General features: G+C 65.3%; 26 protein-coding genes. 8 read left to right on the forward strand and 18 right to left on the reverse strand.

From position 1 onward, the window contains the following. Positions 1 to 27: 27 nt before the first annotated feature. From KQ297_RS08800 to KQ297_RS08810, 3 genes are all read right to left on the reverse strand, one after another. Positions 28 to 1,518 carry a DEAD/DEAH box helicase gene (locus tag KQ297_RS08800; RefSeq protein WP_259739082.1) on the reverse strand — a complete coding sequence of 497 codons (1,491 nt, stop codon included), beginning with the start codon at positions 1,516 to 1,518 and terminating at the stop codon, positions 28 to 30. Continuing rightward, positions 1,515 to 1,910, reverse strand: a complete 396-nt coding sequence (locus tag KQ297_RS08805) for a BrxE family protein (protein ID WP_259739083.1) — start codon at positions 1,908 to 1,910, stop codon at positions 1,515 to 1,517. The genes KQ297_RS08800 and KQ297_RS08805 overlap by 4 nt, the downstream gene beginning before the upstream one ends. 143 nt (positions 1,911 to 2,053) lie before the next feature. Continuing rightward, positions 2,054 to 2,680: a hypothetical protein gene (locus KQ297_RS08810; RefSeq protein WP_259739084.1), complete on the reverse strand. Its 627-nt coding sequence runs from the start codon at positions 2,678 to 2,680 to the stop codon at positions 2,054 to 2,056. Positions 2,681 to 3,062: 382 nt separating this feature from the next. Here KQ297_RS08810 and KQ297_RS08815 point away from each other — a divergent pair, with 382 nt between their 5' ends. The 4 genes from KQ297_RS08815 (at position 3,063) to KQ297_RS08830 (ending at position 6,526) form a co-directional block, all read left to right on the forward strand. Next, positions 3,063 to 3,578 carry a hypothetical protein gene (locus tag KQ297_RS08815; protein ID WP_259739085.1) on the forward strand — a complete coding sequence of 172 codons (516 nt, stop codon included), beginning with the start codon at positions 3,063 to 3,065 and terminating at the stop codon, positions 3,576 to 3,578. A gap of 31 nt (positions 3,579 to 3,609) precedes the next feature. Further along, positions 3,610 to 4,308: a MerR family transcriptional regulator gene (locus tag KQ297_RS08820; RefSeq protein WP_259739086.1), complete on the forward strand. Its 699-nt coding sequence runs from the start codon at positions 3,610 to 3,612 to the stop codon at positions 4,306 to 4,308. Positions 4,309 to 4,355: 47 nt separating this feature from the next. Next, the gene (locus KQ297_RS08825) at positions 4,356 to 5,609 is read left to right on the forward strand and encodes a VWA domain-containing protein (RefSeq protein WP_259739087.1); all 1,254 of its coding nucleotides are present in this window, start codon (positions 4,356 to 4,358) and stop codon (positions 5,607 to 5,609) included. A 194-nt stretch (positions 5,610 to 5,803) separates the two neighbouring features. Continuing rightward, positions 5,804 to 6,526, forward strand: a complete 723-nt coding sequence (locus KQ297_RS08830; protein ID WP_259739088.1) for a uracil-DNA glycosylase family protein — start codon at positions 5,804 to 5,806, stop codon at positions 6,524 to 6,526. A gap of 375 nt (positions 6,527 to 6,901) precedes the next feature. Here KQ297_RS08830 and KQ297_RS08835 read toward each other — a convergent pair whose 3' ends face one another. Together KQ297_RS08835 and KQ297_RS08840 are read right to left on the reverse strand one after the other, a co-directional pair. Then, positions 6,902 to 7,651, reverse strand: a complete 750-nt coding sequence (locus KQ297_RS08835; RefSeq protein ID WP_259739089.1) for an RES family NAD+ phosphorylase — start codon at positions 7,649 to 7,651, stop codon at positions 6,902 to 6,904. A 5-nt stretch (positions 7,652 to 7,656) separates the two neighbouring features. Continuing rightward, positions 7,657 to 8,043 carry an MbcA/ParS/Xre antitoxin family protein gene (locus KQ297_RS08840; protein ID WP_259739090.1) on the reverse strand — a complete coding sequence of 129 codons (387 nt, stop codon included), beginning with the start codon at positions 8,041 to 8,043 and terminating at the stop codon, positions 7,657 to 7,659. Positions 8,044 to 8,231: 188 nt separating this feature from the next. On the opposite strand from KQ297_RS08840, the gene KQ297_RS08845 reads away from it, so the two are divergent. Continuing rightward, positions 8,232 to 8,513 (forward strand): hypothetical protein, encoded by a 282-nt coding sequence (locus KQ297_RS08845; RefSeq protein ID WP_259739091.1) that lies wholly within the window; start codon positions 8,232 to 8,234, stop codon positions 8,511 to 8,513. Between the two features lie 113 nt (positions 8,514 to 8,626). Next, complete coding sequence (locus KQ297_RS08850; protein WP_259739092.1) at positions 8,627 to 8,845, forward strand: hypothetical protein; 219 nt, start codon at positions 8,627 to 8,629, stop codon at positions 8,843 to 8,845. A 100-nt stretch (positions 8,846 to 8,945) separates the two neighbouring features. Here KQ297_RS08850 and KQ297_RS08855 read toward each other — a convergent pair whose 3' ends face one another. The 5 genes from KQ297_RS08855 to KQ297_RS08875 all read right to left on the reverse strand — a co-directional run bounded on the left by KQ297_RS08855 (position 8,946) and on the right by KQ297_RS08875 (position 11,577). Further along, positions 8,946 to 9,665, reverse strand: a complete 720-nt coding sequence (locus tag KQ297_RS08855) for a hypothetical protein (protein ID WP_259739093.1) — start codon at positions 9,663 to 9,665, stop codon at positions 8,946 to 8,948. Between the two features lie 69 nt (positions 9,666 to 9,734). After that, positions 9,735 to 10,139 carry a PIN domain nuclease gene (locus KQ297_RS08860; protein WP_259739094.1) on the reverse strand — a complete coding sequence of 135 codons (405 nt, stop codon included), beginning with the start codon at positions 10,137 to 10,139 and terminating at the stop codon, positions 9,735 to 9,737. After that, positions 10,136 to 10,366: a hypothetical protein gene (locus KQ297_RS08865; protein ID WP_259739095.1), complete on the reverse strand. Its 231-nt coding sequence runs from the start codon at positions 10,364 to 10,366 to the stop codon at positions 10,136 to 10,138. The genes KQ297_RS08860 and KQ297_RS08865 overlap by 4 nt, the downstream gene beginning before the upstream one ends. Positions 10,367 to 11,018: 652 nt before the next feature. Continuing rightward, positions 11,019 to 11,270, reverse strand: a complete 252-nt coding sequence (locus tag KQ297_RS08870) for a DUF1651 domain-containing protein (RefSeq protein WP_259739096.1) — start codon at positions 11,268 to 11,270, stop codon at positions 11,019 to 11,021. Between the two features lie 7 nt (positions 11,271 to 11,277). Further along, the gene (locus tag KQ297_RS08875; RefSeq protein ID WP_259739097.1) at positions 11,278 to 11,577 is read right to left on the reverse strand and encodes a galactose oxidase; all 300 of its coding nucleotides are present in this window, start codon (positions 11,575 to 11,577) and stop codon (positions 11,278 to 11,280) included. Positions 11,578 to 11,657: 80 nt separating this feature from the next. On the opposite strand from KQ297_RS08875, the gene KQ297_RS08880 reads away from it, so the two are divergent. Further along, complete coding sequence (locus KQ297_RS08880) at positions 11,658 to 11,936, forward strand: hypothetical protein (RefSeq protein ID WP_259739098.1); 279 nt, start codon at positions 11,658 to 11,660, stop codon at positions 11,934 to 11,936. Positions 11,937 to 12,099: 163 nt separating this feature from the next. On the opposite strand, the gene KQ297_RS08885 is transcribed toward KQ297_RS08880, so the two are convergent. From KQ297_RS08885 to KQ297_RS08900, 4 genes are all read right to left on the reverse strand, one after another. Then, on the reverse strand, positions 12,100 to 12,528 hold the full coding sequence (locus KQ297_RS08885) for a type II toxin-antitoxin system VapC family toxin (RefSeq protein WP_259739099.1): 429 nt from the start codon (positions 12,526 to 12,528) through the stop codon (positions 12,100 to 12,102). Then, on the reverse strand, positions 12,525 to 12,815 hold the full coding sequence (locus tag KQ297_RS08890) for a hypothetical protein (protein ID WP_259739100.1): 291 nt from the start codon (positions 12,813 to 12,815) through the stop codon (positions 12,525 to 12,527). Before KQ297_RS08890 ends, KQ297_RS08885 begins: the two co-directional genes overlap by 4 nt. Positions 12,816 to 13,333: 518 nt before the next feature. Next, on the reverse strand, positions 13,334 to 13,873 hold the full coding sequence (locus KQ297_RS08895; RefSeq protein ID WP_259739101.1) for a hypothetical protein: 540 nt from the start codon (positions 13,871 to 13,873) through the stop codon (positions 13,334 to 13,336). Beyond that, positions 13,870 to 14,154 carry a galactose oxidase gene (locus KQ297_RS08900; protein WP_259739102.1) on the reverse strand — a complete coding sequence of 95 codons (285 nt, stop codon included), beginning with the start codon at positions 14,152 to 14,154 and terminating at the stop codon, positions 13,870 to 13,872. Before KQ297_RS08900 ends, KQ297_RS08895 begins: the two co-directional genes overlap by 4 nt. A 673-nt stretch (positions 14,155 to 14,827) precedes the next feature. On the opposite strand from KQ297_RS08900, the gene KQ297_RS08905 reads away from it, so the two are divergent. Then, complete coding sequence (locus KQ297_RS08905; RefSeq protein ID WP_259739103.1) at positions 14,828 to 15,193, forward strand: hypothetical protein; 366 nt, start codon at positions 14,828 to 14,830, stop codon at positions 15,191 to 15,193. Positions 15,194 to 15,220: 27 nt separating this feature from the next. Here KQ297_RS08905 and KQ297_RS08910 read toward each other — a convergent pair whose 3' ends face one another. The 4 genes from KQ297_RS08910 to KQ297_RS08925 all read right to left on the reverse strand — a co-directional run bounded on the left by KQ297_RS08910 (position 15,221) and on the right by KQ297_RS08925 (position 17,554). Next, the gene (locus tag KQ297_RS08910) at positions 15,221 to 16,027 is read right to left on the reverse strand and encodes an RAD52 family DNA repair protein (RefSeq protein WP_259739104.1); all 807 of its coding nucleotides are present in this window, start codon (positions 16,025 to 16,027) and stop codon (positions 15,221 to 15,223) included. Positions 16,028 to 16,062: 35 nt separating this feature from the next. After that, complete coding sequence (locus KQ297_RS08915; RefSeq protein WP_259739105.1) at positions 16,063 to 16,275, reverse strand: hypothetical protein; 213 nt, start codon at positions 16,273 to 16,275, stop codon at positions 16,063 to 16,065. Positions 16,276 to 16,360: 85 nt separating this feature from the next. Continuing rightward, positions 16,361 to 16,981 (reverse strand): siphovirus Gp157 family protein, encoded by a 621-nt coding sequence (locus KQ297_RS08920; RefSeq protein ID WP_259739106.1) that lies wholly within the window; start codon positions 16,979 to 16,981, stop codon positions 16,361 to 16,363. Between the two features lie 51 nt (positions 16,982 to 17,032). Next, the gene (locus tag KQ297_RS08925; RefSeq protein WP_259739107.1) at positions 17,033 to 17,554 is read right to left on the reverse strand and encodes a DUF2493 domain-containing protein; all 522 of its coding nucleotides are present in this window, start codon (positions 17,552 to 17,554) and stop codon (positions 17,033 to 17,035) included. Positions 17,555 to 17,661 lie beyond the last annotated feature (107 nt).

The raw sequence follows: 17,661 nt of genomic DNA on the forward strand, positions 1-17,661 counted from the left end.
CTGATCAGGTCGGCATCGGCGCTGAAATCAACAGCGGGAGCAGCGGTCTGGGGCATTGCGGAGGGGCTGGTCCCGCGAGCAAACCAGGCCGCGGCAGGGGCGCCAAGGGCAAGCTGGACGGACTTTCAGGCGGCCCTGGGGAAAGGCGGCCGCCAAGGCCTCGACCAGGGCATCGCCTTTTGCATTCCAATTGATGGTTTCCGCCAGCGCTACAAATCCTTCTAGCTCTTTGATCTCCTCGTTCAGCAGTTCGGGATCGGAGATGGCCTCATCCTCTGACGGGATGGCGGATTCCTCGTCGCCCTCCCATTCATCACTGGTTTCGCCAAAGCTCTCGTAGTCAGGGATCAATGATGCATCGCCGTCTACGGCCACGGCATCAGTAGAAGCGACGGTGCTACGTTTCTTTAGCAGCCGATTAAGCAGACCCCGCAGGGTCTTGGCAATCGCAAAGCTGGAGGATGCAAGCAGCTTGCGTAGCACCATCGTCATCAGGGTGCGCTGCGCATTTGGCAGTGCATACAGCACCTCTCGCTGCAGGTAGGTGGAGACACCCTCGTAGAGCTTTTGTTCCGCCTCGCTGGGGTGAAACTCCCAGGTGAGTGGGATGCGCTGCGTGAATTTGATGTATTCCAGCACCTGCCTGCGCAGGGTGCGCTGACACACCGGAAGCAGCCGCACCCGTAATTCAGCATTGCGAGATGCTTCGTTATCCGTCATGACAAACTGTTGGCGGAACGACAGCTGATCTCCGAAAATATGTGGATCGATGAAGCTCACCAAGCCATAGAGCTCCATCAACGAGTTCTGAAGTGGCGTGGCCGTCAGCATCACCTTGCTGTAAGGCCGCAAAGCCTGCATCAGGGTCTGCGCCATCTTGTTGCTCTTCTTGTAGACATTGCGGAGCCTGTGCGCTTCATCAATGATCACGAGATCCCACGGGTAACTCGTAACGGCCGCTGATCGATTAGCGGCAAAGTGGTACGAGCAGACCACGATGCGATCCTCTTGCTGGAACGGGTTAGCCTGGCCTGCTTTGGCGATCTTCTTGGAGCTGGTGGCATCGAGCACCATGGCGGGAAGATGAAACTTCTCCTCCAGCTCCTGGGCCCACTGTTTTCTCAGAGTTGCAGGAACGATCACCAGAATGCGTCGCCTTCGCTCCGCCCAGTATTGGGACAGCACGAGGCCAGCTTCGATCGTCTTGCCCAGTCCGACCTCGTCGGCGAGGATCACACCCTTGGAAAAGGGGGATCGAACTGCGAACAGTGCTGCATCCACCTGATGGGGATTCAGGTCGACGCGTGCGTTTGAGATCGCCCCTGACAACTGGTTGATCGAACCACCCGCTGAGCGCAGCGCCAGTTGTGTCGCCCAGTACTTGCTTTGGAAGGGCGTTGCTGAGGTCACACGAGACTGTCTGGTGTTCATTGGCTGGTTCGCTTGTGCACCCACGCCAGGACGTTCAGCCATCAAGTCGGGCTTCTGCAGCGTGGGCTGAGGCATCTGGTTGCTCATGCCTTCTTCGCCCCTCGCTCATGAACCCTCTGCCATTGGCACGTTTTCGATTTCCAGGGGCCCTTGAAGCTTCCCGCCCTCTCCTGAGGCTCATCCATCCAGCGGTTGCACTCGTTCTCGAAGGCATCCTCCAGCTGGGGCGTGAGCCGGAACAGATGGAAGGTGATCGGCCCGCCTGGGGTGGGCTGGATTGCCAGGTCCTCATCGCAGACCAGCTTGGCCACCCGGAACCCGGCCCGGGTCTGTCCGAACGGCGAGGAGCGGGGAAAGCCCTGCTGGAACGGGAACTCCCCAGTGCCGGTCAGCACGCCACTGTTCCACCAGCCCAGCCGCTGGGCCTCGCCCAGGGCCGCTACCACCAAGCGGAGCTTGAAGAGCTGGCGGAAGTCCAAGGGGGCGGGCGGGGTGCGGCTAATCCACACCAAGGATGATGCCTCGCTGGCCAGGGCGGCCAATTCATGGCGAAACCCTGCAGCGGCTGGCATCTGCGGGCGAAGGGGCAGCCGGCTCAAAACTATGCAACCAGCGAATAGTTTCAGGGTTCGATACTTTCTGCACTCTGCAACCGCACCGCCTCCTCGTACTCCACCCCGATCCCCAGCCCTGAGTCCTCATCAGGCATCAGCCTCTTCATGCCCACGTGGATCAGGCAGGCCAGGGCCAGGTCGCTCCAGCTGCCGGGCAGGCTCTTGAGGCTGCGGGAGGTGCCAGGCTCATTGATTTGCAGCCCGCCCTGGCCCACGGCCGCCACCTCGCTGAGCACGGCAATGAAGCGCTGCTGGTCCATCCCCTCGAACAGCTGCAGGACCTGGAGGCAGTAACTGACCGCGTCCTGCCGGAGCCCCTCGGGCTGAGCGGAGCGCAGGTCGCGGGCGGCGATGCTGCCCCGCAGGTCCTTGGCTTTGTTGGCCAGCTCGCCGTAGGGCTGGGCCTCAATTACCCGCAGCAGCAGCCGGTCAGCCTCGCCGCGGTGCTCTTCGGGATCGAGCTGCAGCAACGCCTGGGCCAGGTTGATGGTGGTGATCAGATCGTCCGGTGCCACCGCCAGGGCCTGGCGGAACCGCGCCACTCCGGCGGCCAGGGCCCCTGCGATCACGAGCAAGCTGCCGAGGCTGCGCAGGGCAAAGGCGTTGTGGGGCTCCAGCTCGATCGCCGTTTCCAAGGCCTGGCGAGCCTCAGCAAACCTGTCCTGGTCCAGGAACGGGCCCGGTCGAGGCCATCGCTGGTGCCTCGGGGCTGCCGGCCCCCAATCCACCTCGACCCGCCCGGTGGAAGGCCTCGGTGTCGGGGGTGCGGCTGACGTCCGGCAGTACTGAACCTCAGGATTGCTTCATGCCTTCCAAGGGGACACCTCACTGACGACGATTTGTTCCCCCATTCCAGGGGCGACGCATGAACCAGCCTGGGCCAGGATTGATGCGGCGATTCGGAGCCAATGCCCTGTCAGCATTGCAACCAGACCAGTCTTCAACAACGTGAGCCGGGGGGCTGCCTGTGACCTCCCTGGGCGCGATCTTCGCTGGAAGCGCGAACGAGGGAAATCCATGAGCACTCACAAGGGGACCCAGAACGAGGTCGGCCTGGCGGGTGAATTCCATGTTCTGGCCCAGCTCCTCCAGCGTGGCTACAGCGCCCATCCCACCCTTGGCAACACCAAGGGGATGGACATCCTGGTGGTGGATCAGGAGAGCGGCCGCATGCTCAAGGTGGAGGTGAAAACAGCACGGCATGCACTCCATGCACCGACCAAGCGTGCCTGGTGGAAGTGGCCCTTGAGCAGTCGAGCAGAGGAATTGGGATGTCCGAATCTTGTCTACTGCTTCGTGCATCTGGGTGAGGTTGGCGTCCTGCCACGCTTCTTCCTGGTGCCCAGTGAGGTGGTCGCCGACCATTGCTCCAGGGAGCACGCCGAATGGGTGGCGGCCAGCCCTGAAGGCAAGCGTGAGCTGCGGCTGAGCACCGCCATCCGCAATTTCTGGTTCTACGACGACGCGAACAGCTACGAGAACGCCTGGGACCTGCTCGAGCGGAAGCTGGCCGCCGAACCAGGACATGGCTGACACTTGCACTGCAAGCGCACTAGCATGGGGCATGGCATTCCCTCCACCCTTCAATGGCCGCTCCACCAGCAATCCCGAGGTCTATGGCCTCGAGGAGCTGCTGCTGCTCGCTGGCCAGAGGCTGGGGGAGGAGGTCACCTCCCGCACCGTTCGCCTCTACGCGACCCAGGGTCTGATCGATCGGCCCGGACGGGACGGCCGCAGTGCGGTGTACGGCCATCGGCATCTGCTGCAGTTGCTGTTGATCCGCTCTCTGGCCCAGCGCGGATTGAGCCTCTCGGCCATCGCTCCCCTCTGCGTGCTGCCGGACGCGGAGCTGGAGCAGCAGCTCGCCAGCCTCGATGGCCCCGGCCCTGAGGGCCCCATTGCAGGGGCGACGTCTCCCTCCGGCCGCTCCACGGCGTCCAAAGCCAATCCTGCTCTCGACTACATCCGCGGTCTGAGTGCCGCCAAGTCCAGTCGATCACCATCGGACGACTCCCAAGCTCTGCTGCCGCTGTTGGGTACACCCCTGTCCGCGGCGTCTCCGCCCTCCCTCTCCCGTTCCAGCTCTCGCAGTAGCGGCAGTCGTGAGGCTGCCAGCCGCTGGCATCGCCTCACGCTGGCTCCCGGCGTCGAGCTGCACATCAGCGAGGCGGTCGCCATCCCGCCGGCGGGCATTCGGCGCCAGCAGTGGCTCCAGTCCCTGGCCGATCGATTGAACGAGCAGCTCGATCAAAAGTCCAGCTGAACGGCAGCCCTGGAATCATCTCGACCCGTCCCGAACGACTTAGCCCCATGACCCAACCCACCCTGCGTTTTCGGCCCCTGCGCCCAGCCGTGGCCGGAGATACCGCCTCCACCCTTGATCTGCTGATCAGCATCACCACCCCGCCGCCACCAGACGGTGCCAACCGCCAGCGGCCACCGCTGAACCTGGCCCTGGTGATCGATCGCTCCGGCTCGATGAGCGGCACCAAGCTCAGCTACGCCCGCAAGGCCGCCCGCTTCCTGGCCGGCCAGCTCACCGCGGCCGACCGGCTGGCGATCGTCACCTTTGACAGTGACATCGATGTGCTCGTGCCCTCCCGGCCTGCCGGGGATCCACAGGCCTTCATTGCCGCCATCAACACCATCCACAGTGGTGGTTGCACGGCCCTGTTCGACGGCTGGCTGGCTGGCGCCCAGCAGGTGGCCAAGCACCTGGATCCGCTCGCTCTGAACCGTGTGCTGCTGCTCTCCGATGGGCAGGCCAATGAGGGGCTCACCAACCAAGGCGCCATCGCGGAGAAGGTAGCCGGTCTGACGCAGCGCGGCATCAGCACCAGTGCCTTTGGCCTGGGAGCCGGTTTCGATGAAGACCTGATGGGCGCGATCGCCACGGCCGGTGACGGCACCCTGGCCCACATCGAGAGCCCGGCGCAGCTGGCCGATCTCTACGCCAGCGAACTCCAGGGACTGGCCAACACGCTCGGGCGCAAGGTGAGCCTCGGCATCCGCGCCAAGAACGGTGCCGAGCTGCTGGATCTGCTCAACGATCTGCCTCCCACCAGCGCCGGCAACCACCAGCTCCCCAGCCTGCGCCTGGGCCAGGAACTCAACGTGGGGGTGCGGCTGCAGCTGCCGGCCTGGTTGCCGAACCGGGAGATCTGCAGTGTGCGGCTGGCCTGGGATGCACCCGGAAGCGGCCAACGCAGGAAGCTGATCGAGCACCTCACCCTGCCGGTGAAGACCGCTGAAGATCTGGGGCAGATGACCCCAGATGAGACGGTCGCCGAGGAGTTCGCTGTGCTCCAGTCCAACCGCTCCCGCCGCCAAGCCCTCGAGGAGCTCGATCGCGGTGATCTTCTGGCGGCGGAGGCAACGCTGGGCGCCAGCGCCGCTTTCCTTCAGTGTCTGTCTCCGTCAGAGCGCACCGTGCGGGAGCTGCAGCTGCTGGAAAGCAAGCAGGCTCTGCTGAAAACCGACCGCAACCGAGCCCGCAAGGGACTGCGCCGCGAATCGCTGCGCTCCAGCCTCGATGTCTGGGAGAACCAGGATGACAAGACCTGACACCTGCGGGTGGTTTATGAACAGCCCGCTGGCCGAAGACCGGACAATCCCGAATCACCGCACGGTCCTGCGACGGAGGTGCAATCCACCACAGGCAAACTCCCCGCACCGGCTTGAACTGCTGCCTGTGAACATCTCTCCGGCCACGCCGGATTCCTCCTTCCGCCTCTGCAGCGGGGCGAGCAGTAGGCCCCGTGGCTGACCATCAGCCGCTCCATGCGGTGCTCCCCAGTTGCCGTGAATTGCTGAATCGCTTCGAGCAGCAAGGCATCAAGACTCTGGAGGATGCGCTGATGGGGTCATCCCCCTGTGGCCGATTCCGTGAGCACTACGCCCCTGGATTCGAGCTGTTCCATCCCCAGGCCAGTGTTTTGCTGATCGGCTATACACCTGGCCGCTCCCAGGCCGATACTGCCTGGCGGGAACTCACCCGAACATCAGAATCCGGGCCTTCACTGCAGAGACTCATCCGCTGCCAGAAGCAGGCCGCCTTCTCCGGGCTGTGGGAGCGACTCGATGCACTGGCTTCCCACTGTGGCCTTCTGTCACATCTTGCGCTGAACAGTCTCTCGGACAGCGATGCCGTGAGCCTCACCTCCAGGCTTCTTTTTCCGATCTTCCGCGCAGGCAAAAACTATAGAATTGGCAACGAGTACGTCAAGACACCCTGGTTGCTCGAACGTGCTGGACACCATCTACGCGAACTGACAGCCCTGACACCAATGCTCAGGGTCGCCCTCTTCCTTGGCGATGGTCAGGCCGCACTCGCGAGCGCCAGAGCCCACCTGGAACGAGGCGATCTGCCCCGTCATATTGACGTCTATGTGCTTCCCCATCCCAGCGGTGCGAACAATGGCCGCATCAGCCACTTCCTGAAGGTTTCCCGAAGTCTCGCCGATGTGAGGTTGCGTTTGTGAGCTGAAACTGATCCGATTCTGCTTTGGCCAGGCCAAGAGGTTCAGCAGGTAGTCACACTCGATCTGTTGCTGATGATGTCGGTCATGTCTCTGCTTCAGATCAGGGTGACCATGCCGGACAAGCGGGACTGTGACGCGGCCATGAACGGCAAAGCGCGGGACGCCCGAGTGGTGCCCCGCGAAGGCAAGGGCAGCGACGGCGCCTGCCGCCGAGCCGCTTGCGTCAGCCCTTGCCCGTGGGGCGACCATGAGGAATCCCGCGCGACGCACCCTTCCTGGCAACAGCTGTTGCCTGCAGGGAAACGTGCATGAACCGTCAGGACCGGGAGAACCTGGCCGAGCAGACCCAAACAGTGGTTGCAACAGTGGTTGCCCTCAGGCTGCGGCCTGCGGCAGTTCCCCCTCCACCAGGAACAGCTCACGGGGGAAGCGATGCACCGTCCCATCGTCATGACTCAGGAAGGATGCGTGATCGCCGTTGACCTCGCCGGTGATCTCCACCTGATCAAAAGGCGTGGAGACCAGTGCCGCCGGCGTGAACACCCCCACCTGGACAAGCGACTCACTGGTGCGGGCGCTCAGGTACTCAAACGCCTCGAGTCCCACCTCCCTCATCCAAGTACCCAGCCTTTGGGTGGGTCCGTAATGCAGTGGGTCCCGTAGGGCGGCCTGAGCGGCGGCGTCAGCCACAGCCTGAAGCTGCAGGCCTCGGCTGGTTTGAAGCAACACCGAGAACAGGGTCTGCCGGCGACGGATCGGTGCCTTGGGGGGGTCGCTGAATCCTTCCCAGAACAGCAGCGCGTAGTACGCCCCCTCCACCAACGAACCGATGCGCGTGCGGGAGCCATAGAACATCCCCCGATTCTCTCGACCCCCGAAGCGGGAGCCATGCCGCAGGGGCGGGTAGCGGAACGCGGTGGTGAGCAGCGGATGGCTGGTTGCAGGCGCCGTCATGGAGGGCATCGGCGGCTTACTGCTTTCCACCAGGGCCTCCAGCCGCGCCAGCTGGTCCAGGTCATCCACCAGGGGGCCAAGCGAATCGATGCCCTGCTGCTGCACAAGCCGCAGCACCGTTCCCGCCAAGGGGACCTCCGCTGCGGCCTGCACGATGGCGAGCAGATCCATCGCCGTCAGATTCGGGCGCGCATGGCATCGAGGTAGTGCACGATCTCCACCAGATCCTCGGTTCGCTCCACCTGTTCAGCCGGGACCCCGCCGGTGTGGCGGTTGGCGGTGTGAAACCAGTGGCGCATCTGTTCGCGGTCATTGCCCACCAGCACCGCCAAGCTCCGGTAAAGACGCACCACCAACAGGGCCAGCTCACCGGTCTTGGAGGCCGGCTCGATGCCCTTGCCCCGGGCAAAGAGAGAGCGATCGCGACCCAGCACCCGCGCCAGGGCCGAGCGGCTCAGGTCCAGCTCATCTGAGGCCCGCAGCACCGCCTGGATCAGCAGCTGGGCATCCGTGAGCGGAGCCGTTGATGCGGCGAGCGGGGGGGAGCGATCAATAACGGCCATCAACCTGATGCATTTGCATCAAATATAGCCAGTATGAGTGGGAATCAGCAGTGAAATGGCCAAAGGCGTGTCCTGCTCACAGCAACGGATCGTCCACCGGCTCTGTGGTGATGCCAATGCCGGGGGGTGGCAGAGAAGATCGAGCGTTTGCGGCCCATGGAAGAAGGGGCTTTGGCCCTCAGGCGGGGATGGTGGCGCTCAGGCCCACAGGCGTGCCCGCCATCGTGGAGTTGCTCGAGGAGATAGCCCCCAAGCTCCCCGTCAAACAGGCGGAGATCTCCAAGATCGAGAACCGGGCGGAGATGCGGATGAGCACGCTGCGGAATTTCGTTCAGGCCATGGCTGGTGACGTCGAAATCCGTGCCGTGTTCCCTGATCGCACGATGGAGATGTCCAATTTCTCTTCCCTGGCGTCCAAGCGCAAGACGCCACGACCCTCCAGCAAGAAGGTGGCTGCGCTGACGCCGTAGATCCCCGTTCGGTTCAGTCCGCTGATCCTTCCTCCAGGGCTCCTCAGCAGGCCCTCCTGGCAAGAGCTGTTGTCGGCAGGGGATCGTGCATGAACCATCAGGACCGGGAACAAATGGCAGGACTCCTGGGTGAGACTCCAGCGGTTGCGGTGCTGGAACCTGAGCAGGTGCAGGCGGTGGCTACCCAACCCAGCGCAACCGGCGCGGCCGGCCCCTGGCGCGTCACCGCCTCCATCACCGGTGGCCTGGTGCAGATCAGCAACCACCACGAGTCCCGAGTGATCCGCAGGGCGGAAGTGGAGACCTACCTGCGTCAGGGCAAGCCCTGGTGAGGGGCCAAGCCCCAGGGCAGGAGCCGGCGCTGGCCAGCCCCCGCCAGCCAAGGCAGCAGGGCCCCAACACACAGGAGCCAGAGGAGGACCTCCTCCCGCATCAGGGGCGGATGGACTCCGCAGGAGCGGTGCGCTGCAGCAGCAGTTCCAGCTTGCGATCCTGGCGCCCCAGCACGATGAGGAACCCGGCAACGGTGATCCCCAGCACGACCAGCCAGGCCAGTGAAGTCCAAGCAACCAGCTGCCAGGGGTTGGGGCCAACTGCGGCCCTTAAAGGCATTCCCGGCGGTGCCGGTTCCGGCTGCCACGATCTGCTGGGGACCTCGTGCTGATGTGGCTCCAGGTCGAGCATCAGGCGCAGCAGGGTTTCCGGGGTAGCCGGCACAAGTGCGGAACAGGCCTCGGCATCACTGACCCGATCAGCAAGGAGCTCACGGCAGCGCTGCAGTCCGCCGCCGGCCCAGAACAGGCCCCAGGCGCGCTTGTCCATCTGCAGTGCCACCCAGCGGTGGGGGCGAGCGTCGTTGCGGATCAGCTGAGCGGCCTTGGCCAGCGACCAGCTGCGGCCTGCCGCCACTGACGTTTGCGCCTCCAGCAGCAGACGGCCCTGCGGATCGCGGCTGTAACCCGTGGCCACCTTCAGGCAGAACACATCGATGATCTGCACCCGGCTGTTGTGCCGCCGGGGTTGCTGACCTGGCGACCAGAACACGAGGGCCTCGCCCTCTGTGCTGATGCAGTCGTCGGTCTGGTTGTTGCTGGGCATCGTGCTCACAGGCGGGGTGGCCGCAGCTGAGAACTGGGGGGGGTCTGCAGCCATTCAAGGCCAGGCCTTGGGTGACCGTTCCGGATCTTGTCTTCTACGCCCTACGGGGTGGAAGGCATGGGATCAGCCGGGGCGGTTCAAGCGCTTCAGTCGCAACGCGCTCACCGAGGCGATGGCTTCGAAGTCGGCGTCGAAGCTCACCACCACGGCGTCGTGATGCATCGCCACGGCAGCCACCAGCAGATCAAGGCTGAGCACGCTGCGGCCAACCTGGCGGCAGGCCTGACCCAGGGCGATCGCTCGCTGCCATAGATCCCTTGGTGTGGGCAGGCAGGGCAGGGTGGCGAACTGGGCCTCCAGCAAGCGAGCTTCCTCCGGCCTGGCAGAGCGGAGCACCTCAAAGAGCACCGGTTCGGCCAGATGGGCTGCGGGATCGAGCACGTAGGGGGCGATGAACTGCTTGAGCGGGGCCGGGCTGCGGGCGCGGGTGAAGTCGATCCAGAGGCTGGTGTCGAGCAGCAGCGTCACGAGGCGGTCTCCTGATCACGCTGTCGCTCACGCTCCTGGTCAGCCTCGAAGTTCTCCAGCTCCACGCCCCATTCGCCGCTGAGGAAGCGCTGGGCGATCTGGGCACGCCGCCGCTGCTGCAACGCCTCCTCCATCAGGCGGCGGATCGCGGGGCCCTTCTTGCGCTCGCCCGTGAGATCCAGGATTTCAGCCATCTCTGTTTCGGAAAGCTCAACGGTGACTTTCATGGTTTTCACCACAGAGAGTCTGACTCTAAGAACAGCAGGCAGTGTCTGGCCGATCCTGCCGAGGTGCTCCAGCTCCACCACTGCAGCGCCGCCTCCTCCCGCTCAGGCATAAAGCCCTATTGCCTCAGACGGCTGGCCGACCGATCGTGAGTCCATCGACACCGGGAGGCTCCAGAGCATGGAAGACACCCCACCTGAGCAGCCGCCAGGAGTGCGCTGACGACCCGGCCCCTGCTCCAACACTCTCAACGGATCACTGGCTTCCCTGGCGTGTGACACCTTTTCGTGAAGCGTCGCCATCCATTGCACCGCCCTAGGTGCCCCGGACCCATCGGGAAGCCCCACTGGAACCCTGGCCCCAGGTGCCAGCGTCAGCAGCTCCGCCCACCAAACCATGATCAAAGCCCGGTGGCCTCGTCGCCGGGCTTTGTTGTGTCTTCGCGTGCTGGAGATGGCCCCAATAGAAAGGGTGCCCCGAGTCGAGCGCCCTACTGCTTCGCAGAAGCCAAGGGCTAGGGCCGGTTGCCGGGTTGTGGATCTACACCGTCCGGGTCGAGGCTTCTGATTCATGAATCGATCCGCTGGAGCGAAGTGTCAGTACGGCAAGCCGATCACGGCTGCAAGGCAGCAAGCTCGACCAGGAAGGCCTTGCTCACCACTGGGGGCCGCAGGCTGCCCAGCCGGCCTTGCGTTTCTCACCCCAGAGCCTGATGGCCTCCTCGCGGCTGTACTCCCGGCGGTGCTTGAGCAGCGGGATGGGCTCTCCGGGCAACAGCTCACCGCTGACCACCTCGAGCCTCTGACTCCAGCGGTCGTAGCGGACCGGCCGGAAGTGCAGCACCTGGCGGCCGTCGCTGAGCCAGCCCTCCTGGGGCGAAAGCGGAGGTCGTTTGCTGGTGGCCATGCCCTGCTCATCCCACCTCCGGCGCCCAGCCCCGTTGGCGCGTCATGTCATCGGTCCAACCCTGGCAGCGGTGAGTGAGGTGCTCTCCCTGAGCCAGCAGGCCCTGGTGCAGTTGGCAGGTGAGCACCGGGATGCAGTTCACCCCAGCGTGGTGCCTGAACCAGTGGCAGGTCATGCAGACCTTGCGGCTGCGGGTGGTGACCAGCACCTGTTCATCGAGATAGGGCCACTCCTCGACAGTCGCTTCTTCCCCGGTGGGGTCCGTGTCTCGACGGGAACCGCAAAAGCGAGCAGGGGGAGCAGACACGAGACCACCAGGCGAGAAGTACACCCGTACTAGCAGGAGTGCTTTCGAGTTGGCCAGCGCGGGCGCGACGTCCTGCGCCCGTGGCGGCTGGAGGGCGGCTCGACACCACGGCCAGGATGCGCCTGGCGGGGCGCGGCGCGGGTGTCCGTCGCGCGCCCTCCATGTCCGCCATCGCCTGCATCGGCGTCGAGTTCCTCGAGCCGGCCGATCACCCCGGCGCCCTGGCCCGCATCTGGTTCCTCGATGCCACCGGCAAGGCGGTGCGCCCCTGCCGCCTGGTGCCCGCACCGATCGCCAAGCTGCTCGGCCGGCAGCTGCAGCGCTTCTATGGCAGCGAGTGCTCGCTCTGGATTCGCTGAGGCCCACGGGGCTCGTCGCCAGGGCTTTGAGCCTCGTGCTGGCGGGGTTCTTGGCCCAGCACGCACGACACTCAGCCGCCTACATGGCGCGATCGCCACTGCCCCTGATCGGTTGCAGCCGTTGATGAACGCGGCTGGCGGGAGCAAGGAGGAACAACCCTTTTCACGTCTCCAGCAGGTTTTCGAGCCCATCACCGCCTGGCAGTCGATAGACGCCGAAATCGCGTCGATCCAGCGTCGCAATTCGGCGCAGCCCATGCTCATGGGCCAACCAGAGCAGCGAGGCATCGGCCAGATCCATCGGCAGATCGCCGTACTGCCGCATCCAGCTGGATATCAACTCCAGGGCGGATCCACTCAGCTCCGCCACGCTCAGGCCACCAAGTGAGACCCACCCGAGAAAGCGCGGTGCCACATCCGCCGGGATCAGATGACAGACCTCGGTGAGAACCGGCCAGGTGGACACGAAAGCACCGCTGTGCTCCAGGAAAAAAGCAGCACAGGCCTCGTGGTCCTGGTCACTGCGATCGAACCAGGCGACAAGAGGGCCGGTATCGAGGAGGGTGGCACCACGAAAGCCGGGGCTGTTCACCCTTTCGGCTCGCTCAGTCGTTGCTGCACGTGTTGCCGGCCCAGCTTCTGGCGGAGTTGGGCCGAATGGTCCCGTCCCCGGCTGGTGCTGGCGCTGCCTGGGGGGCCGCTGGAGAAGCTGCCGATCAGACCAAGGCGCTCAGCCAGGGCCGCAGGGCTGGTGGATTGCCGCTGCAGCAGCTCAAGACCGGCCTTCACGACCTCGGTCTGGCTGAGACCAAGGGTCTGGCACAGGCACTCAAGCCTGGCTTCGCTGCCGTCATCCAGGCGTACGGAGATCGTCCGCATCGCTGTGCCTCACTTGTAATACGTTGATAATACAAGGGATTGGCTGGATTCGCCGGACAGCCTCTCGATCCAGAACCAAGCGTCACCCAGCACCGCTAGGGGGTGGTCCCCAGCTGGCTGAAGGACACCCGCGGCAAGAGCCGGCTGGGAAGCGGCGATTCCGCTCGACTGGTTGTGGTCTCCCCGAGTGGTCAACGCTGCTGTGACCGGGGGTCTGCATGGCTTCAGGCGTGGATCCGAAGCGTTGTGAGGCATCGGCTCGTCGGCCTGGAACTCAAACCCTCCCAGCGCCATTTCCAGCACCAGCCAGCCGCCGACCCTGATGAGACAGGCCTGGCTGCGGCGCCGGTTGTGATCAGCGCTACGGCGTGACGCTGGTGGCGTGTCAGCCATGAAGAAGGGCGCCCCGTGTCGGGCGCCCTTGGGCCGGTTGCAGGGTCTCGGCTCGCGCTGCCCTGGTCGTGGCCTCTGATTCATTGATAGAGCCGTTTGGCGTTGGTGTCAGTACGGCAACCCGATCACGAGGGTGGGGCCTTGGCTCGGCTCAGAACAGTCCCCAGCCGTGCCTCGATCAACCGGCAGCACTCCTGCACGTCGCTCGCGCTCTCCACCCCCTCGCCGAGCGAGCAGAAGAAGTCCCGCCACAGCGGCGGCACCGCCAGCAGGATCAGCGGCCTGCCGCCGTTGAGCGCATGGGCGGCTTCTGATGCTGTGCCGGGGCCACCGCCCCCGCAGACCACCACCACATCGGCGCTGAGCACGTTGATCACGTTGCGGGCCTTGCCCATGCCGGTGAACAGGGCCAGATCCAGGTCCGCCGTCTTTTGCCTGTCGTCACCGGTCCCTTCATCGGGCAACACCCCCACCACCAGGTGCCCCTCCACCTGTGCCGCGCCGCGGCTGGCCGCTGCCATCACGCCAGCCGGGCGGCCACCGGTGAGCAGCACCCAACCCCGGGCGCTGATGCATTCCCCCAGCTCCTCTGCCAGGGCCACAGCCTCCGCTGAGGCCCCCTCCCCCGCACCCATCACGCCCACCACCGTTCGCCGGTTGCTCATGCCACCTCCGGACACCAGCCCCGCTGGCGCGTCATGTCGTCGGTCCAACCCTGGCAGCGGCGGGTGAGGTGCTCCCCCTGGGCCAGCAAGCACTGGTGCAGCTGACAGGTGAGCAGGGGGATGCAGTTCGCCCCGACGTGGTGCCGGAACCAGTGGCAGGTCATGCAGACCTTGCGGGCCCGGGTGGTGACCAGCACCTGCTCATCGAGATAGGGCCACTCTTCGATTGGACTCTCGAGCCGGGAGGCCAGTGCTGCTGGAGAAGACCGCGGAACCGCCATGGACCATTCGATGCGTACGCCTGTACTAGCACTGTTCCCGCTGTTGCGACCTTCGGCTGCTCGATGGCCGCGACTAACTGGCCGGCCGAGAGCCCTGCCGGGGCGAGCGGGCCTCGGGCCCTGGCTGGACCAACGACAGCCCGAGCCACCAGCACTTCTGCGACTGTCACATGACCCCTTATTGAGAACAGTGAGAGCCGTTGCGGCGCAATGCTTTTGCTTGATCCCTTTGGGATGAGGTTGCGGCGATTCTCGGGATGCCCAACCGCGGGACTCCCGGATCCGGATCACAAGGGGGCGATCCTACGGCTGACCACCAAATCTGGCGGTCGATTAGTCGCCAGACGCCACCGGTGGTGGCAAGCCCCCGTGAAACGTCCAGAAGCCGGTGCTAGACCTTGGAGTCCGCACGGCACGGCCCTTCCACGCAAGAAGGGCCCAGGGACTCTGACCTCCCTGAGCCTCCCCTTGCGGGTTACTCCACTGGTCTTGGAGCACCTTCATGCTGAATCATCCCGGGCAGCCTCCGGAGCCCGATCCGCACGACTCCACAACCGCCCATCCATGGGGTGGGACTGGGTCTGCGCCGCTCAACCGCTCCCACCAGGTGACATCGATGGGGATGTCCCGGCCAGGGACGGCAGTCGATCACGCCTGAGGGGAGAGCGAAACGATGGCGACGGATCAACCGACGCGAGCCCTGCTCCACAAGGTGGTGACGACAGCGAAAGGGCCCTCCGGCACCTTCTACACGGTTGCCTACTTCGAAGACCCCGATGGCGACAAGCTGCTGGCGTTCGCCACCTCTGAGCACTTCGGGGACCTGAATCTTCTCCCGCTGATGACAGGCCACGAGCTCGCTTTGGCCTCTGGAAGCGGCTGCCTGGAAGTGTTGCCGCTGCACCTCCAGAGCGAAGAGGTGCAGCGGCACATCGCCGAGCAATGTTCCCCCTTGTCTGGCATCCGTCCCATGCTCTCCTTTGGTGGCTGGGTTGATGCCGACGACACGGCGCGATTCAACCCCGAGGAGACCTCCTAGCTGGCCTCGCCCCACCTGATCCCTCCATCAGGCAGCCACCTGCTGGTGCTGCACCAGGTAAGCCTCGATCCAGTCGTGGTGGCGCTTCTGCAGGATCCGATCGGCGATGGAGGTGGCCTCCTGGGGCACCTGGAACCGCTTGCGAAACGCCTTGGTGAAGCCCTCCAGCACCGGCCGGGGCAGACCGCGCAGGGTGGTGAGGACCTGGCGGATGACGGCCGGGTCGAGCGGCGCCAGGCCGGGGTCGTCGCCGGCGTCTGCAGCTGCGGACGGGGCAGCAGGCGTGGGGCTGCGATGGATCGACCGTGTGCCGTTGCTGGCACTGGCAGGCGGAGGAGCGCCGTTCTCCCCTGCCGAGTGGGTGACCCCGCGTTGCTGCTTGTCGTAGAGCGCCAGGCCGAATGGGTTCCCGAAGGTCATCAGCGCCCGTTTCATGGCGTCGGTTTCGGCTTCCTTGAGGGCGGACTCATGGGCCTGACCAAGGTCGGCGTCGATGCCGTGGCCGGCACCGCAACCTTCCCGGATCACCGGTGTCTGAGCGGTTGCCCGGACGGTGATGCGCACCCGGGCGGTGTAGGTGACACCCCAGCCGGGCCTGGCTTCCCGGCCCGTGCCCCTGGCACCGATGGGGCGCTCGGCCTGGTTGACGCAACGGGTCTGGATGGTTTCCCGCTGCCAACCGTCAAAGCCAAAGATGCGGTTGGCTTCTGCGATCACCTGCCACCCCTCCAGGTAGCTGACCTTGGTGCGGCCCTGCTCGCGCTGGCGCACCTTGGCGCGATCGAGGGGGGCGGAGAGAGAGGCGATCTGCTCGGCGGAGAAGGTGCAGGTCATGGCAGTGAGGGGGTGAGTGGGAGGAGGGACCGGGATCAGTGGGCGGAGGTTTCAGGCGGCAGCGGCTCGATCAGCGCCCAGCAGGGCGGCTCGCTGCAGTGGATGTGATCGGGTGAGGGACGGCGGCCCGGCTTGCGGGTGATCGGCACCACCCAGCTGGCGAGCCGCGTGGACCAGATGTGGCCCCTGGGCCGTGGGCTGGTGGGTGTGGTTGTGGAGCTGGCGCTGCCGTAGGTGGAGAGATCCATGGGTTCTGGTGATCTGGTGATGGCTCTGAATGGATGACCTGGGCCTGCCCCTGCAGCAGGCCCACAACGAGGGGGCACTGCCCCCTCAGTGGATGCGCCAGGAGCGGCGGGAGAGGAGCTGGGCGCCAGGGATCTGCTGGCCGCCCTTGAGGGCTTCCTTGATGGCGGCCTTATCGGGCTGGGTGGTGGTTTTCACCGCCAACCACTCGGGATCGAGGGCCTTCTCGTCGTCGAACACCACGGCCTGCGACTTGCGGCTGCTCAGCTCGTGATTCGGAAACGAGAAGCGTGTGGCCGCCGGCTGCAGGCGGGTGAGCACCAGCACCAGCGATTCCTCCAGGGCATCGGCCCGACCGACATCGGAGCGGGCGAGATCGCTGAGCCGTTTGGCCTGCTGCTGGCGGTAGGCGGCCTGGCCGCGCAGGTGCTCGATCACCCAGCAGGTGGCATCGGCCTTGGCCGCCAGTGCGGCCTTGTTGCCCTCCTCGGCGAGTAGGGCGGCCTCCAGCTCGGCGAGGGCCTGGGCTCGGGCATCTTCGTCGTCGGCTTCCAGCTGCTGGGCCAGCTGGCCGATGGCGGTGGTGAGCTCCTGGGCCTCGATGCCCAGCTGCCACAAGGAGCCGGAGCGCTGCAGGGTGCAGGACGGCCCGGCGGCCTGGGGGAGAGCAGGGGAAAGAGGAGCAGCGGGGGCAGTAAGAACGGCCATGGGGTGGTGAATGGGGATTAGGGACAAGAAGAACGGGGCGGCGATTGCAGCTCAGGCGGCGAGGGGCTTGGGCGAGAAGGGCGGCGGCACTTCCATCACCACCACCGGCACCGGCGAACGGGAGGAGCAACGGCGGGCTTGCTGCATCAGCGAGGCCGTGCCTGCCCCACCGGGAAAGGCGATCACCAGCACCGAGGCGCTGAAAGCTGGGGAGGTGCGGGCCTGGGCCTCCGCCAGGGCCTGCTCGAGGAGGCGCCGATTGCGGATGGGGCCGGCACAGCGGCCATAACGGCGCCACTCGGCAGCGAGGGACTGGACCCGCCAGCCGAGCTGATGGGCGGCACGCCCGATGGCCTGATCGGCACCACGGGCACCGCCATGGAGCAGCAGATGAACGGCACGGCCACCGCTGCGCTGGAGCAGGGCCGAGGCGATGCGCTCCTGAGGCCAGGAGAGATCACGACCACCGGCGGCGACGATGACGACAGAGCGATGGGCCAGCACCGGCGGCGGCAGAAGGCCGGGGAGCGGCAATGCAGCGGCCTGGGCCACTGCAGCAGAGAACAAGCTCATGGGCTACAGAGCAAACGAACGGGGCAAGTTGTCCGAAGATTTCGTTGCCGCAGGCGATGGGCTCGTGGCCTTTGGCGCAGCTCTTATTCTATCAGTACAAATGCACT

Source organism: Synechococcus sp. CS-205, from assembly GCF_025128255.1.
Lineage (GTDB): Bacteria > Cyanobacteriota > Cyanobacteriia > PCC-6307 > Cyanobiaceae > Regnicoccus_A.

Coding starts and splice junctions, on each gene's coding strand:
- KQ297_RS08800 (WP_259739082.1), bottom strand. CDS start 1,518: ATGAGCAACCAGATGCCTCAGCCCACGCTGCAGAAGCCCGACTTGATG.
- KQ297_RS08815 (WP_259739085.1), top strand. CDS start 3,063: ATGAGCACTCACAAGGGGACCCAGAACGAGGTCGGCCTGGCGGGTGAA.
- KQ297_RS08820 (WP_259739086.1), top strand. CDS start 3,610: ATGGCATTCCCTCCACCCTTCAATGGCCGCTCCACCAGCAATCCCGAG.
- KQ297_RS08825 (WP_259739087.1), top strand. CDS start 4,356: ATGACCCAACCCACCCTGCGTTTTCGGCCCCTGCGCCCAGCCGTGGCC.
- KQ297_RS08835 (WP_259739089.1), bottom strand. CDS start 7,651: ATGGATCTGCTCGCCATCGTGCAGGCCGCAGCGGAGGTCCCCTTGGCG.
- KQ297_RS08840 (WP_259739090.1), bottom strand. CDS start 8,043: ATGGCCGTTATTGATCGCTCCCCCCCGCTCGCCGCATCAACGGCTCCG.
- KQ297_RS08845 (WP_259739091.1), top strand. CDS start 8,232: ATGGTGGCGCTCAGGCCCACAGGCGTGCCCGCCATCGTGGAGTTGCTC.
- KQ297_RS08850 (WP_259739092.1), top strand. CDS start 8,627: ATGGCAGGACTCCTGGGTGAGACTCCAGCGGTTGCGGTGCTGGAACCT.
- KQ297_RS08855 (WP_259739093.1), bottom strand. CDS start 9,665: ATGGCTGCAGACCCCCCCCAGTTCTCAGCTGCGGCCACCCCGCCTGTG.
- KQ297_RS08865 (WP_259739095.1), bottom strand. CDS start 10,366: ATGAAAGTCACCGTTGAGCTTTCCGAAACAGAGATGGCTGAAATCCTG.
- KQ297_RS08870 (WP_259739096.1), bottom strand. CDS start 11,270: ATGGCCACCAGCAAACGACCTCCGCTTTCGCCCCAGGAGGGCTGGCTC.
- KQ297_RS08890 (WP_259739100.1), bottom strand. CDS start 12,815: ATGCGGACGATCTCCGTACGCCTGGATGACGGCAGCGAAGCCAGGCTT.
- KQ297_RS08895 (WP_259739101.1), bottom strand. CDS start 13,873: ATGAGCAACCGGCGAACGGTGGTGGGCGTGATGGGTGCGGGGGAGGGG.
- KQ297_RS08900 (WP_259739102.1), bottom strand. CDS start 14,154: ATGGCGGTTCCGCGGTCTTCTCCAGCAGCACTGGCCTCCCGGCTCGAG.
- KQ297_RS08905 (WP_259739103.1), top strand. CDS start 14,828: ATGGCGACGGATCAACCGACGCGAGCCCTGCTCCACAAGGTGGTGACG.
- KQ297_RS08910 (WP_259739104.1), bottom strand. CDS start 16,027: ATGACCTGCACCTTCTCCGCCGAGCAGATCGCCTCTCTCTCCGCCCCC.
- KQ297_RS08915 (WP_259739105.1), bottom strand. CDS start 16,275: ATGGATCTCTCCACCTACGGCAGCGCCAGCTCCACAACCACACCCACC.
- KQ297_RS08920 (WP_259739106.1), bottom strand. CDS start 16,981: ATGGCCGTTCTTACTGCCCCCGCTGCTCCTCTTTCCCCTGCTCTCCCC.
- KQ297_RS08925 (WP_259739107.1), bottom strand. CDS start 17,554: ATGAGCTTGTTCTCTGCTGCAGTGGCCCAGGCCGCTGCATTGCCGCTC.